This window comes from Flocculibacter collagenilyticus (assembly GCF_016469335.1).
Classification (GTDB): domain Bacteria; phylum Pseudomonadota; class Gammaproteobacteria; order Enterobacterales; family Alteromonadaceae; genus Flocculibacter; species Flocculibacter collagenilyticus.
Window position 1 is genome coordinate 307,867 of the sequence record NZ_CP059888.1, and the last position, 14,881, is coordinate 322,747.

The 14,881-nt window shown below is 41.2% G+C and carries 14 protein-coding genes; 4 read left to right on the top strand and 10 right to left on the bottom strand.

The window, feature by feature from the left end:
* Positions 1–90 precede the first annotated feature (90 nt).
* The 5 genes from gspG to gspC all read right to left on the bottom strand — a co-directional run bounded on the left by gspG (position 91) and on the right by gspC (position 6,383).
* A complete protein-coding gene (gspG, locus tag HUU81_RS01425; protein WP_199610507.1) occupies positions 91–549 on the bottom strand; it encodes a type II secretion system major pseudopilin GspG in 459 nt (152 codons plus the stop codon).
* A gap of 5 nt (positions 550–554) precedes the next feature.
* Positions 555–1,769, bottom strand: a complete 1,215-nt coding sequence (gspF, locus tag HUU81_RS01430) for a type II secretion system inner membrane protein GspF (protein ID WP_199610508.1) — start codon at positions 1,767–1,769, stop codon at positions 555–557.
* Between the two features lie 5 nt (positions 1,770–1,774).
* Complete coding sequence (gspE, locus tag HUU81_RS01435; RefSeq protein WP_199610509.1) at positions 1,775–3,307, bottom strand: type II secretion system ATPase GspE; 1,533 nt, start codon at positions 3,305–3,307, stop codon at positions 1,775–1,777.
* Positions 3,308–5,347 carry a type II secretion system secretin GspD gene (gene gspD, locus HUU81_RS01440; RefSeq protein ID WP_199610510.1) on the bottom strand — a complete coding sequence of 680 codons (2,040 nt, stop codon included), beginning with the start codon at positions 5,345–5,347 and terminating at the stop codon, positions 3,308–3,310. It lies immediately after the preceding gene.
* 64 nt (positions 5,348–5,411) lie between these two features.
* Positions 5,412–6,383: a type II secretion system protein GspC gene (gene gspC / locus HUU81_RS01445; RefSeq protein ID WP_199610511.1), complete on the bottom strand. Its 972-nt coding sequence runs from the start codon at positions 6,381–6,383 to the stop codon at positions 5,412–5,414.
* Positions 6,384–6,610: 227 nt separating this feature from the next.
* Between gspC and HUU81_RS01450 the strand changes: the two genes are divergently transcribed.
* The 4 genes from HUU81_RS01450 to glpG all read left to right on the top strand — a co-directional run bounded on the left by HUU81_RS01450 (position 6,611) and on the right by glpG (position 10,207).
* Entirely contained in the window at positions 6,611–7,807 is a 1,197-nt protein-coding gene (locus HUU81_RS01450) for a glycine C-acetyltransferase (protein ID WP_199610512.1), read from the top strand.
* Positions 7,808–7,844: 37 nt separating this feature from the next.
* Positions 7,845–8,870: an L-threonine 3-dehydrogenase gene (gene tdh / locus HUU81_RS01455; protein WP_199610513.1), complete on the top strand. Its 1,026-nt coding sequence runs from the start codon at positions 7,845–7,847 to the stop codon at positions 8,868–8,870.
* Between the two features lie 94 nt (positions 8,871–8,964).
* The gene (glpE, locus tag HUU81_RS01460; protein WP_199610514.1) at positions 8,965–9,288 is read left to right on the top strand and encodes a thiosulfate sulfurtransferase GlpE; all 324 of its coding nucleotides are present in this window, start codon (positions 8,965–8,967) and stop codon (positions 9,286–9,288) included.
* A gap of 34 nt (positions 9,289–9,322) precedes the next feature.
* Positions 9,323–10,207 carry a rhomboid family intramembrane serine protease GlpG gene (gene glpG, locus HUU81_RS01465; RefSeq protein ID WP_199610515.1) on the top strand — a complete coding sequence of 295 codons (885 nt, stop codon included), beginning with the start codon at positions 9,323–9,325 and terminating at the stop codon, positions 10,205–10,207.
* A 72-nt stretch (positions 10,208–10,279) separates the two neighbouring features.
* Here the strand turns inward: glpG and HUU81_RS01470 are convergent, their stop codons facing one another.
* The 5 genes from HUU81_RS01470 to HUU81_RS01490 form a co-directional block, all read right to left on the bottom strand.
* The gene (locus HUU81_RS01470) at positions 10,280–10,672 is read right to left on the bottom strand and encodes a flagellar basal body-associated protein FliL (RefSeq protein ID WP_199610516.1); all 393 of its coding nucleotides are present in this window, start codon (positions 10,670–10,672) and stop codon (positions 10,280–10,282) included.
* A 134-nt stretch (positions 10,673–10,806) separates the two neighbouring features.
* Entirely contained in the window at positions 10,807–11,229 is a 423-nt protein-coding gene (locus HUU81_RS01475) for a secondary thiamine-phosphate synthase enzyme YjbQ (RefSeq protein ID WP_199610517.1), read from the bottom strand.
* Positions 11,230–11,309: 80 nt separating this feature from the next.
* Positions 11,310–11,774 carry a chemotaxis protein CheX gene (locus HUU81_RS01480; RefSeq protein ID WP_199610518.1) on the bottom strand — a complete coding sequence of 155 codons (465 nt, stop codon included), beginning with the start codon at positions 11,772–11,774 and terminating at the stop codon, positions 11,310–11,312.
* Positions 11,775–11,943: 169 nt separating this feature from the next.
* Positions 11,944–12,456 carry a DUF6702 family protein gene (locus HUU81_RS01485; protein WP_199610519.1) on the bottom strand — a complete coding sequence of 171 codons (513 nt, stop codon included), beginning with the start codon at positions 12,454–12,456 and terminating at the stop codon, positions 11,944–11,946.
* The gene (locus HUU81_RS01490) at positions 12,456–14,795 is read right to left on the bottom strand and encodes a M1 family metallopeptidase (RefSeq protein WP_199610520.1); all 2,340 of its coding nucleotides are present in this window, start codon (positions 14,793–14,795) and stop codon (positions 12,456–12,458) included. The genes HUU81_RS01485 and HUU81_RS01490 overlap by 1 nt, the downstream gene beginning before the upstream one ends.
* Positions 14,796–14,881 lie beyond the last annotated feature (86 nt).

A 14,881-nucleotide genomic window follows, 5' to 3' on the forward strand; every position in this document is an offset into this window, starting at 1 on the left:
AGCAGAATGGCAGCACATAATGTGCTGCGAAGTTGGTCATAGATTTCGTAACTTACACCACAATGAAGCAGGCTAACACGACGAACGTGTTTAATTACCTAGCACTTCATCTAAGTTCCAGTTGCCAATATCATCATCAGTACCTGCTTGACCGTCAGCGCCCATTGAAAAGATATCAATAACGCCCATTTCGCCAGGGCTAAGTAGTTGATAGTCGTTATTCCAAGGATCTTTTGGCAGGCGACTAATAAAGCCTTCAGCAGGGAAATTGCGTGGCACCGGCTCAACTTCAGACTTTTCGACTAACGCTTCTAAACCTTGTTCAGTTGACGGATAAAAGCCATTTTTAAGCTTGTACATCTTTAATACATTTTCGATATTTTGCACGTCAATTGCTGCTTTCTTAAGCTTAGCACTTTCTGTTTCACCTAATAAATTTGGCACTACTAAGCTGGCAATAATACCGAGTATTACTAACACCACCATCACTTCTAATAAGGTAAAACCAGAAACTGTTTTAGGAGAATATGTTGTATTTTTTATTTTCATTATCATTAACCTACAAGATTATTTAACGCTAAGATGGGTTGTAAAATTGCCATTACAATGAATAGCACCATACCAGCCATGAATGCTACTAGTACTGGCTCAAATATTTTTAGCGCAACGTTAACCATGGTTTCAAACTCTTTGTCTTGGTTGTCTGCTGCACGGGCTAACATTTGCTCTAATTCACCACTTTTTTCACCACTGGCAATCATATGTAGCATCATCGGCGGAAAAAGTTTGGTTTGCTCTAAAGAAGTTTTTAATGCGGAGCCTTCACGTACTCGATGTGAGGCTTCCATAATCGACTGTTTAATGTACTCATTTGCTAGCACGTTACCAGAAATTCGCATGCCTTCTAATAACGGTACGGCACTGGATGTAAGGATGCTTAAGGTGCGCGCAAAGCGCGCCGTATTCAAACCTTTTGATACTTTACCCATAACTGGCATAGACAGCATTTTTTCATCAAACCATAAACGAGCTTTTGGCTTTTTTAAGGCTTGTTGAATCGCAACAATTACAATCACAATAAAGGCGAGTATAAATAGTCCGTAGGCTTGTAAAAAATCACTGGCGCTAATTAAAAATTGCGTTGAAGCGGGTAGTGCTTGCCCCATGTGTTCGAACTGGCCAATGACTTTTGGTACAACAGCGGTGAGCAAAATAGACACCACCCCAATTGCAAATACCGTTAAAATTAACGGGTAAAGCAATGCTTGCATCATGGCAGAACGCATGTGTTGACGTTGTTCAGTGTAATCGGCGAGGCGTTCAAGTACGGCATCTAAATGGCCTGACTTCTCACCTGCTGCGACCATGGCGCAGAATAGGTTATCAAAAACATGCGGAAATTCCGCTAACCCTTCAGCTAAACTATAACCTTCTACTACTTTACTGCGCACAGCCATCATCATGCTTTTTAAGCGAGGCTTATCGCACTGTTCGGCAACAGCATATAGGGCTGACTCAATGGGCAGGGACGATTGCACTAAGGTGGCAATTTGACGCGTAATTAGGGCTAAATCAGCAGGTGAAATTCGTGGTTTGAACAAGGTGAATGAAGCTTGATTACGCTCTCTTTGAGATGCTTCATTGACCTCAAGCGGCGTTAATCCTAAATCACGAAGTTGTTGGCGCACTTGTTTTGCAGCATCTGCTTCAAGCACGCCTTTTTTGGTTTTACCAGCTGCATCTAGTGCTTTGTATTCAAACGCTGCCATGCTGTTTAGCCTTCCTCACGTGTTACACGTATCACTTCTTCAATGGTGGTGATACCCAGCAACACTTTACTGCAGCCATCCTGACGAATGCTTGGGGTAAACTTACGCACGTATTTTTCTACGCCCTGTTCCCCATGGCCATTATGGATCATTTCTCTGACTTCTTCGTCGACGAGTAATAATTCGTGAATACCAGTACGTCCTTTGTAACCTGTGTGATTACAGAGGTCGCACCCTTTGGCACGGTAAATGGTGGTTGGCTCTGCGTCAGTTTTGCCTAGCAACTCTGCTTCTTGTGCATCAGCGATATGTGGTTCTTTACAATCATCACATAGCGTACGCACTAATCGTTGGCTTAACACGCCTAATAAACTTGATGAAAGTAAGAATGGCTCAATGCCCATGTCTTCCATACGCGTAATCGCGCCAGCGGCAGTGTTCGTGTGCAGTGTAGACATCACTAAGTGGCCTGTTAAACTTGCTTGCACGCCCATTTGCGCCGTTTCTAAATCACGGATCTCACCAACCATTACAACATCGGGGTCTTGGCGAAGAATAGCCCGTAAGCCACGTGCAAATGTCATATCAACTTTTGGGTTAACCTGGGTTTGGCCAATTCCAACAAGTTCATATTCAATGGGATCTTCAACCGTTAGAATATTGCGGTCTTTAGAGTTAATTTCAGTTAAGCCCGCATATAAGGTGGTACTTTTACCAGAGCCAGTAGGGCCAGTAACTAATATGATGCCATGTGGTTTTCGGATAAGCGAAGACATCGTATCGCGGATCGATTTAGTCATGCCTAAATCTTCGAGATTTAATCGCGCATTATTTTTATCTAATAGTCGCAGTACGACACGTTCACCATGGCTAGAAGGCATGGTTGAAACGCGCACATCAACCGCACGACCTGCAATACGTAAAGAAATACGGCCATCTTGCGGAACGCGCTTTTCAGCAATATCAAGCTGTGCCATTACTTTAATACGAGACACCAATAATGAGGCAAGTTTACGATTAGGCTTAAGTACTTCGCGTAATACACCATCTACGCGGAAACGAATGACTAATGAGTTCTCAAACGTTTCTATATGGATGTCTGAGGCGCCTTCTTTAATGGCTTCACTCAGCATGGCATTAATCAGCTTAATGATTGGTGCATCATCTTCGCTTTCTAATAAATCTTCATTTTTAGGTAATTCATCGGCAAGAGAAAATAAGTCGACCTCGTTACCAATGTCTTCCATGATTTGTTGAGTTTCAGATGAATCTCGTTGGTAGCTTGCTTCGAGCAACGCATCAAACTCATCCGGGTTCATGGTGTCTACTGTAAATGCAGTTTGCAGGGTACGTCTTACTTCTAGCAGTACTTTTACATTAGTATCTGGTTTAATGACAGCGCGATATTGCCCTTCATGTTGACCCAATAAAACACCGTGCCGCTTGGCAAAACCAAACGGTAACCGGGTAATAGGTTGAACCGCTTGCTCTAGTTCTTCAATATCGATACCTGAGTCTACAATTTGTTCTTCTTGCATCTACGGTTTCTCTTGTTTTTGCAAATAATCTTCAAATGTAGGCGGTAGCTCTAGTGCGCTATCCCAGCTTGGTAAAGTAGGCTGATCAGATAAAGGCATTAACTGAATACCGTCTTCTTTTTGTAACAGTTGCTCGTTGCGCATGTAATTATATTTACGGTGGCTAATTTCATTCATCTTAGCGCGATCGCGAATAATCGTAGGGCGGATAAAGACAAGTAAGTTACGTTTTTTCTTCGAGGTACTAGTAGATTTAAATAAGTGACCTAAAATTGGAATGTCACCTAACAATGGCACTTTAGATTCACTCTCTTGTACATCTTCGTCAATTAAGCCGCCTAGTACAATGGTACCGCCATCATCGGCCATGACAGTGGTTTGAATAGAACGCTTATTAATGGTGATGTCTACTGCAGTAGTACCAGACACGCCTGAGACTTCTTGCTCAATGGTCATTTGTACCGTTTTGCCTTCGTTAATTTGCGGGGTAACTTTTAGCTTAATACCAACTTCTTTGCGGTCAACGGTTTGGAATGGATTTGCATTATTGTTGCCAACTGAAGAGCCGGTAATAGTCGGTACTTCTTGACCGACAACAAACGACGCTTCTTCGTTATCCATAGTTGTAATGCTTGGGGTAGCGAGAATATTTGAGTCAGTATCTGTACTTACCGCCTGAATGATAGCGCCCCAGTCATCTTTTACCACACCAGCCATAATCCCATTAACTGAACCCAGCAGCTGAGCAAGGATAGAGTAATCGCCACGTTGATCCGGTTCAGTAACGGTAACAGGATTGCCGTCAACAATAGTAACCGTTGTTTTTCCTTTTTCGCCTTCTGCTGCTGCGGCTGCTGCTGCAACACTCGATACAGGTACAGTTGTGCCGTTATTAAACTGCATCATGCCGCCATCTTCGCTAATCCATTGCACGCCTAAGTTAACGCCGTCGCCTTCAAATACTTCAACGATAATCGCTTCAACCAATACTTGGGCACGGCGTACGTCCAAACGTTTAATCACATCTTCTAATGAGCGCATGGTGTCTGGCTGAGCAGTAATTACTAATGCGTTGCTATCGGCATGCGCATCAATGCTAACATCGCGCTTGCTGCTTTTACGTGCCTTGCTTGTCGTGCCGTCTTCTTTTTGAATAGATTCACTTACACCTTCTAGCACTTTTACAAGTTCTTCGGCCTTGGCATATTGCAGGTAAATTACTTTGGTGTTGCCGTTATTCTCTAGTTCGCTGTCTAAACGGCGCACTAAATCACTGACTTTTTCACGAGCTTGTGGTTCCCCGCTCACTAATACACTGTTAGTACGCTCATCAGCTACAATTTTTGGAATGAGAAAAGAAGGCGATGCCCCTTTACCTGTATTTGTGGATTTATAAATATTTTCCACAATGCGAACCATCTCTCCGGCTGATGCAAATTTAAGAGAAATAATTTCTACTTTCTGATCGCCAGCACGGTCAACACGGTTAATGATTTCAACTAGACGATTAACAGTGGCTGCGGGGCCTGTCATCATGATCACGTTTGATGGATCATAGTGAACTACATGGCCACCTTGAGCTTGGTTACTGAATTGTCTTAATAGGGGAGAGAGTTCGCGTACAGACACATTTTTTACTGGCACAACTCGTGTCACCATCTCATCACCAAAGCCAGGGTTTTCATCGCCGACCACAGGTATTGAAGAGGTTTTTGCGTCTTTTTGACGAACTACTTTAGCAATACCGTTATCCATTTCTACAATGGCAAAACCGTACACTTCTAATACGTTGAGGAAAAATTGATAATATTGCTTTTCGTCGAGCAATTCATAACTGCGAACATTGACTTTGCCGCGCACGTTAGGGTCAATAATTATCGTTTTTTGGAGATTTTTACCAACGATATTAATGAACTCGTTAATTTCGGTACCTTTAAAGTTAGCACTGTATTGTACTGCGCACACTTGAAAAGAGATAACGGCGGTTGAAATTGCAACGGCTAATTTCTTTAATGTTTTATTTAGTTGTATTTTTAGCATGTTCTTTTTTCTAGCATGGCTAACGTTATTAATTGCTTAACTTCTTTAGCCCTTGGCTCCATAGTTATTCTATCGAAAGTAAAACCTCGATAGGTTCTCCGTTACGCTCAACAATAATACTTGCCTCAGACAGGCTACGTAACTCTTTAATAATAGTCATTGATTGCTGCATATCATTTAGCGGTATGCCATTTAATGCAATGGCTAAATCATTGGTTTTTAAACCTGCGCGATGAAAAAATTCTGGTTTCTTACCTGGGCGTAAACGATAGCCTACAATGTCGCCATCTCTACGTTCTGGTGAAATTCGAATTAAATCAAATAAACTATCTGGATTTTGTTTAAATTCATTTAATGATTTTTGTAATGCACCCGCGAGCGTTTTATCATGCCTCTTATCTAAACGAATAGGCGGTGTTTCTAATAACTTTTGTTCGCGTGTAGGCCCTGTTTTTTTCGGCTTTGATTTTGACTTTTTCGTTTCCTGCGCAACGTAAGGGCTATAATCAAAACCATCAAGCATTAATGTTTCGTGATTTGCACCTACTTTCATAATGACACGGTCAGGCAAAATTTGTTTAAGCACCGCATTGGTTCCCATTATTTTGTCATTTAAAACATAGGTGGCTTGTTGTCCTTGGCTTTCAATAATTGCTGCGCCTTCAGCATCGCTCTCACTAACCGCGACGACTCCAGTTAGCGTAATGTTCAACTGGGTTTTTGGTGCGTCAGTCACAACTTCATTGTCTGGTTTTTCAACGGGGGCAACTTTTGATGCCTTGCCAAAGATACTAGCTGACAAGATTTGGCTAACATCACCTTGAGACTTAGTCGGCTGAGAAGTGGAAATAGTTGCATTGGATTCAGAATTTATTTGTGACTCTACCGTCGCGGGTGGCTCTAAAATTAACCATGTAATTTTGGCTGCTATATAGATAGTGACAGCAAAAAGCAGTAACGCAATAAGATTGGCTATAAGTTTGGTTGGTATTTTTCTTCCTAACTCTACGAATTGTAACTGTTTTATTTGTTCCATCACTATCTTCACCGTAAAATGAAACAGTATCTTAACGTTATTAATTTGAATTCTAAAGTGAATTCATCACTTTTCTATAAAGATACCTAATCTGTATTAGAAGAGAGCCGATCAGTAAAAAAAAGACTGCATTGGATATAGTAAACTTTTACAATTAGCGCCAACTGTTCAATCGTCAAATTAATCTACACTTTGAGCTTACATTATAGTCGAAGCGAGGAGAAAGAATGCGTACATCATCATTTATTACCCATATTCAAAACGAAATCGATCACGTTAAGCAAGAAGGCCTATACAAAGGCGAGCGTGTGATTACCTCACAGCAGCAAGCTGAAATTGAGGTGAATCAGGATAAAGTCATTAATTTTTGTGCAAATAACTATTTAGGATTAGCTAATCATCCTGATTTAATAAAGGCAGCACAAGATGGCTTGGATAAGCATGGCTTTGGGGTAGCATCTGTTCGTTTTATATGTGGTACACAAGATGTACATAAAACGCTTGAACAAAAAATTAGCGACTTTCTAGGGATGGAAGACACTATTTTGTATTCATCATGTTTTGATGCCAATGCGGGATTATTTGAAACGCTATTAACGGCAGAGGATGCAATTATTTCTGATGCCTTAAATCATGCCAGTATTATTGATGGTGTGCGTTTATGTAAGGCTAAACGTTACCGTTATGCCAATAACGATATGGCAGAACTTGAAGCACAATTAAAACAAGCTGACGCTGATGGCGCACGTTTTAAAATGATTGCAACGGATGGCGTATTCTCAATGGATGGTGTGATTGCAAATTTAAAAGCGGTTTGTGATTTGGCAGATAAATACGATGCGATGGTGATGGTGGATGACTCGCACGCAGTAGGTTTTGTTGGAGAAAATGGCCGTGGTACGCACGAATACTGTGATGTAATGAGCCGTGTAGACATTATTACAGGCACATTAGGTAAAGCGCTAGGCGGTGCATCGGGTGGCTATACGTCAGCGAAAAAAGAAGTTGTAGAGTGGTTACGCCAGCGCTCGCGCCCTTACTTATTCTCAAACTCATTAGCACCAGCTATCGCGGCAGCTTCAATCAAAGTGTTAGACATGCTGAGCGATGGTCATGAATTACGTGCCAAGTTATGGGATAACGCAAGCTATTTTAGAGAAAAAATGGAAGCTGCAGGCTTTACTTGTGCCGGCAAAGATCACGCTATTGTTCCAGTTATGCTTGGTGACGCTAAAGTGGCAGCTGACATGGCAAACCGACTATTAAAGGAAGGCATTTATGTGATTGGCTTTTCTTTCCCTGTGGTGCCAAAAGGGCAAGCACGTATTCGTACGCAAATGTCGGCTGCACATACCACTAAGCAGCTAGATCGTGCCATTGACGCCTTTATTCGTATTGGCAAAGAAATGAATGTAATTAACTAACTTTCTTAATTAATATTTGTACCATGGACAATAAATAATGAAAGCGCTTGCGAAACTTAAGCCAGAACAGGGCATTTGGATGACAGATGTGGCTAAACCTGAAGTTGGCCATAATGATCTGCTAATTAAAATAAGAAAAACTGCGATTTGCGGTACTGACGTACACATTTATAACTGGGATGAATGGTCGCAAAATACGATCCCCGTTCCTATGGTGGTCGGTCACGAGTACATTGGTGAAGTAGTCGACATGGGGCAGGAAGTGCGCGGCTTTAAAGTCGGTGATCGTGTGTCGGGCGAAGGGCACATTACTTGTGGACATTGCCGTAATTGTCGTGCCGGACGTGTTCACTTATGTCGCAATACCATAGGTGTAGGTGTTAATCGTGAAGGGGCATTTGCAGAATACTTGGTTATTCCTGCGTTTAACGCATTTAAGATCCCAGATAATATTTCAGATGAGCTTGCTTCCATATTTGACCCATTTGGTAATGCTGTTCACACTGCGTTGTCATTCGACTTAGTAGGTGAAGATGTGTTGATCACTGGTGCTGGGCCAATTGGGATTATGGCTGCCGCAGTTGCTAAGCACGTAGGTGCGCGTCATGTTGTGATAACTGATGTGAACGAATACCGATTAGAGTTAGCCACTAAAATGGGAGCAACACGTGCCATTAACGTGGCTAAGCAAGACTTAAAGTCAGTGATGAATGAGCTTGGCATGACCGAGGGATTCGATGTGGGATTAGAAATGTCAGGAGTGCCTTCAGCATTTTCGGATATGCTCAATAATATGAATCATGGTGGTAAAGTTGCGCTGTTGGGTATTCCACCTTCGGATATGGCTGTTGACTGGAATCAAGTGATTTTTAAAGGATTGGTAATCAAGGGCATTTACGGTCGGGAAATGTTTGAAACTTGGTACAAGATGGCCAGCTTAATTCAATCCGGTTTAGATATTTCGCCAATTATTACTCATCAATTCTCTGTGGATGAATTTCAACAAGGATTTGATATTATGCGCTCTGGTGCATCTGGAAAAGTGATTCTAGATTGGCAATAACGCGCCTATCGTAAGCAAGCGAATAATTAAGAACCGCTGTAGCAGATGATTGTCATACAATTATCGTACAGCGGTTTTATTTTGAAGAGAGATTATGGATCAGTTTAAACATATTTCGATTACTGAAACGAAGCAAAAATTGGATAACGGAGACGTTGTGATTGCAGATATCCGTGACGATGCCACCTTTGCGAATGGCCATATTGATGGCGCGTTTCATTTAAATAATGGCACTATTGTAGAGTTTATGAATCAACATGATTTTGACCAACCAGTGGTGGTAGCTTGTTATCATGGCCATAGTAGCCAAGGCGCAGCACAGTATTTACTGCATCAAGGATTTGAAGAAGTTTATAGCATGGACGGTGGGATGACGGCGTGGGCAATGCAGTTTCCGGTAGTGCGCTCAGGTGATTAATCATTTTGATATCATTTAGTTAAGAGAGGGTTTGGTGCAATTACTTACCGAAATGAATAATGCGCGTTTAGCGCAAGCATTTATTGACTACTTAGCAGTAAACAATATTGCTGCAACACTGCAAGAAGTGCCAAATGGCTCTGCACAAACGCTCGCTATTTATGTTGAACCCGATAAATTTAGCCAAGCAAATCATGAATTGTCTGACTTTATTGCCAATCCTAATGATGAAAAATATTGGCAAGCTTCATGGGATAGAAATAGTGCTGAAAGCCCGCTGGTGTATACATCGTCACAAGGCAGTTTATTTAAATCGTTTATCACTCAAGGCGGTATTATTACGCAGAGTGTATTATGGAGTTGTGTTGTAATTTATCTTTTGCTTGTGGCAACGCAAAGCATGGAGCTACTGAATTACTTCAGATTTTTTGACAGCTTAAATTTCATCGGGCAAAGCAATACTTATCGTTATGCGCGTGAAGCAACAGAGTGGTATGAGCTATGGCGTTGGTTTAGCCCCGCCTTTATCCATTTTACGCTAATGCACTTGGTGTTTAATCTAATTTGGTGGTGGCAGTTAGGCGGACAAGTAGAAACTAAGTTGTCGAAAGGTCATTTAATCATTCTCTTTTTTATCACGGCGATTTTATCAAATACAGCACAATTTGTTATGACAGGAAATAACTTTGGTGGCTTGTCAGGTGTGGTATATGGTTTAGTTGGATTTACTTGGTTGTTAGGCTTGTTGCGCCCAAATTGGGGAATAGTATTGCCCAATGCCATGATGGGTTTTATGTTTATTTGGATGATATTAGGCTTTGCCGATATGCTTTGGGTCAATATGGCCAATTATGCACACTTAGTAGGTTTGTTAAGCGGGCTAGGCTATGCCGCTGTTTTACATAAGTTGGGAAAGTAAAACCGTATAATTGCTAACGGTGAGGGCGGCACCTCACCGTGAACCGCTTTAGCGTAACCTAAAGCGTGCTGATTAATGATATAAATACTTGGTAAATAACACTTCTTTAATCAACTCTTGGCCAGTTTCTTCAGTGAGTATTTCTTTTAAACGCTGCGCGGTTTTTGCGCGAATTTCTTCACGCCCGACTAACGACTTTGCCTTGCTCTCAGGTTCTTTAGAAATAATGTCAATGATCGCGTCGCGTAGTAATGGCGCGTGATGCTCAACAATAGGCAGATAAGACACATCTTTAAGCATCAATTCAACGGTCACACGAACATAACCAATTTTTTTACCACTACTTATATAATTCGTAATGATATCTGGCTCAAAGCCATAATAGGCGTAGCTGTCTTGGGCAGAGCTAGGTGGAGTAAAAAATAATATAATGGCGGCCACAATTGATAGAGTTAAGTGCTTCATAAAGCGTATAAATTCCAACATGAAGAAAAATAAAGATTAGCCATTATTGTAGTCTGTTTGTTGGTGGAGTGACAATGCTAAATCTAACCGTATTGCATTAAGCAACGCCATACCTAGTGCAGGTGCTATTTTGCTTACTCGCCATGTAATGTCACAATAATACGCCTACTACCACCATGATTGCGATGTTCGCCAAGATAAATTCCTTGCCAAGTGCCTAACAATAGCTGGCCTTCGGCAATCGGAATGTTAATTGCGTTGCCAATTAAAGCCGTTTTAATGTGTGCTGGCATATCATCAGGTCCCTCGTAGGTATGTTGATAATAGGGAGCGAGTTCTGGGATCATCTTATTGAGGTGCGCTTCTAAATCCTGTCTGACGGTAGGATCCGCATTTTCGTTGATAGATATTGAAGCGGAGGTGTGCTGAATAAACGCGTGGAACATTCCTACAGATATGCCTGACAAAGCCGACTGTGCTGTAGAGGTTAATTCTTCGGTAATTAAATGAAAGCCCCGATTGCGGGGCTTAAGTTGAATAGTAAATTGCTGCCACATTTTATTGAAATTACACTATTTATTGGAATTACACGAAACAAGTTGCTTTGATTTCGTTTTATTAATGATTGGCTATGCGCTTATTTATCGAAACAGACTTCAATATTAATCACGCCGATATCCGACTCGAACGGCATGCTAATTTTTTTACCTTCTGATTTATGCTTAATGGTGTGGCCTTTACCCGATACTACAATTGGCGTTGCCATATCAAAATCGTAGCCTTTTTCGCCTAGTAAGTTTTTCGCGCCACCACATACCATGTTGGTAATTTCGCCGACCATGTCGGTCACTTCTTCATTAATTTTGTCGGGTTTTTCTCCCAACATACGATTCATTACTTCCAGTGCAATTTGTTCATCAAAGGAGATAGAAAATGAACCTTTCACTTGTGGGCCAACCATGCCGATTAGGCCTGATACATCTCCACGGGCGACTTCATCGGTTTTAACGCGGGCTTTGCCAGGTTTTAATTCAGTCTGTGCCATTGTACTAAGTACATTGACTAATGATGACAAAAAAGGATTTACAAATTCTACATTCATTATGTTATTAGCCTAATTATTAACCTGAGCTATGAGAAAATAGAGGCAACGCCAAACTATTTCAGGTTATTGATTTTATGGAACGAATACGTTTATGTCGCCAGTTTTAAACTAGTCTAACAAATTGATACATAAAGCATAGTCGTAGTCTCAGATTTTGCTAAAATTTTTATGGCATAGCTTGCTTATGCGATTGAAAAGTAAATGCTTTAGCGAGCTTATGCTGGGTTAGTTGAAGATTAACAGTGTTTACTTGTTGGTGTGCGTAATCCATCAGAACTGAGTTGCTGATCAGTAATTTACCATTCAATTTGTAGCCTGGTACTTCTTGATAAATATAAGTTTCATGTATGCCCGGTTCAACACCAATCCACTGAATGGGTAATAACTGGGTCACATCATTGCTGGTGTTCGCTTTGGTGTGCACGGAAGCCACAGAAAAGTGTTGATTGAAGTACTGTTTAAGTGCTGCTTCAAATACTTTTTTATCGTCAGCACTAATGCGCTTATCGTTTAGCGTAGTTAAGTGTCGTTCAAAGTCATGAGTCGCAAAGCGATGAATGATTTCTAGGCTGTTTGTATTAGGATTAAACTGAATATCCGTGATCCCAGTGTAAAACTTATGGGCTAACGCATTTAACGACAGCCCAAGTAAACAGATTATGAGTAACAAACGCGCCATTATTGACCCGGCTCTTCTTTGCGTTCAGCTTCATCGTTTAACGGAGCCAGCTTCTCGTTATAGTCTTTCATCATATTTTTCTTCTTTTTCTTGAAAAGCTGTAAGCGAGATTCGACTGGACGAGCAGGCCAATGGTTGTTATTCACATTTACGTCTGCTGTTTCCCAATGCGGATCAAGTGTGATGGATTGGATTTCTTTTTTACGTGTTAATTGTTTGCTGACATGTTTAGGTGAACGGCGCCAAATTTCAGCAGGAATGCGCAATTCTTCTTTACTGCCGTCTACATAATCAATGGCTAAAATTAACGGCATCACTAGGCCACCATGGTTGGTAAAGTCGATAATATAATGAATATCATCATTTTTGAGTAAAGCTTGCTGCCAATCTTCATAACCCTTAATGGCTTTGTTGTATTTATTGCGCTGCGCATTGGTGGCGGTAAACTTATCGTGCTCGTTATAAAAGTCTAATAATTCTGGTTTAGTTTGAGTACGAACTGCTTGACCCGCATTACGTTGTTGAGTAATGGATTTTGGCTCAGTTTTATACTGTTCGCGCTGCCATTCACTTTCGATATCAGGATTTTGTGTATCGACCGTTACCTTGGTTACGGCATCTAATGAAATATCTACATGATCAGTGGTATAAAACCAACCGCGCCAAAACCAATCTAAATCAACACCTGACGCATCTTCCATTGTTCTAAAAAAGTCGGCGGGCGTTGGGCGTTTAAATTGCCAACGACGGGCATATTCTTTAAATGCAAAATCAAATAGTTCACGGCCCATAATGGTTTCGCGTAATATGTTTAATGCGGTTGCAGGCTTACCATACGCGTTATTACCAAACTGAAGTACTGACTCTGAATTCGTCATAATGGGCACTTGCTTACTACTTTTCATGTAATCGGTAATATTACGTGCTTCGCCGCGACGTGATGGGTAATTCTCTTCCCATGCTTGCTCGGCTAAGAATTGTACAAAGGTGTTGAGTCCCTCGTCCATCCACGTCCATTGACGTTCATCTGAATTAATAATCATAGGATAGTAGTTGTGGCCAACTTCATGAATAATCACGCCAATTAAGCCGTATTTAGTGCGGCGAGAGTAGGTTAATTCACCTGTTTTTTTATCTTTTACTGGGCGAGGACCGTTGAAAGTGATCATCGGATATTCCATGCCGCCCACAGGACCGTTAACTGAAATTGAAGTTGGGTATGGGTAATCTAAGCTGTACTTATTGTAATGCTCAATGGTGTGAATGATAGCTTCGGTTGAATAGCGTTCCCACAGTGGATTACCTTCTTTAGGATAATACGACATAGCCATTACATCGGTATTACCGTTTTTGTAGCCCTGTGCATCCCAAATAAATTTACGGCTTGATGCAAATGCAAAGTCTCTTACATTTTCTGCTTTGAAGCGCCATGTTTTAACTTCATCGGTACTGGCTTTTTCATTGTCAATCGCTTCATCTTGGCTAACAATAATTACAGGTTTATTTGCTGTCTTAGCTTGTTCTAACCGTTCAAGCTGGGTGTCTGTTAGTACATCCTTACTGTTTTGTAATACGCCGGTTGAAGCAACGATATGATCCGCAGGAACTGTGATAGCAACTTCATAATCACCAAACTCTAAGGCAAACTCACCGCTACCTAAAAACTGTTTATTCTGCCAACCGTAGACATCATAATAGGCCGCCATGCGCGGGAACCACTGTGCTATTTCATAAAGGTAATTACCATCTTCTTTGAAGTATTCATAACCCCCACGACCACCTAGCACTTTTTGTTCACGAATTTTGTAGTCCCAGTCAAGGCTAAAAGAAATAATTTTGCCGGGTTTAAGTGGTTTTGCTAAGTCAATGCGCATCATCGTTTTGTTGATAATGTAATTTAACGGTTCGCCTTTATTGTCTACAACATTAGTGATGTTGTACCCGCCATCCCATAGATCACTTTCAACGGTATTTCTAAATGCTGAGAAGCTAACTTTTTTTGATGACGGTGCGGTTTTTGTGAGCTTAAAATCGGAATCTTTTTTAAAGCGATTTTGATCAAGTTGTAACCACAGGTAAGTTAATTCGTCTGGTGAATTATTGTAGTAAGTAATTGTTTCAGATGCAGATAGGGTTTGATTGTTATCATTTATCGTGACATTAATTTTATAGTCAGCACGCTGTTGCCAATACTTGTGGCCAGGAGCACCAGATGCCGTACGATATTGATTGGGTGTGGGCAACACTTCATCAAGCTGCCTAAATTTATCATCAAATGGGATTGCTGCAACCGCATGTAATGAGATACATGCCAATATTAAGGCGAGTTTTTTAAACATATTACTTCCTACGCGAGCTAACACGCCCAGCCCCCCAATTTTTTCTGCTTTGCTTCATGCATTTGGGGTAAGTTAAAAAATGGTCG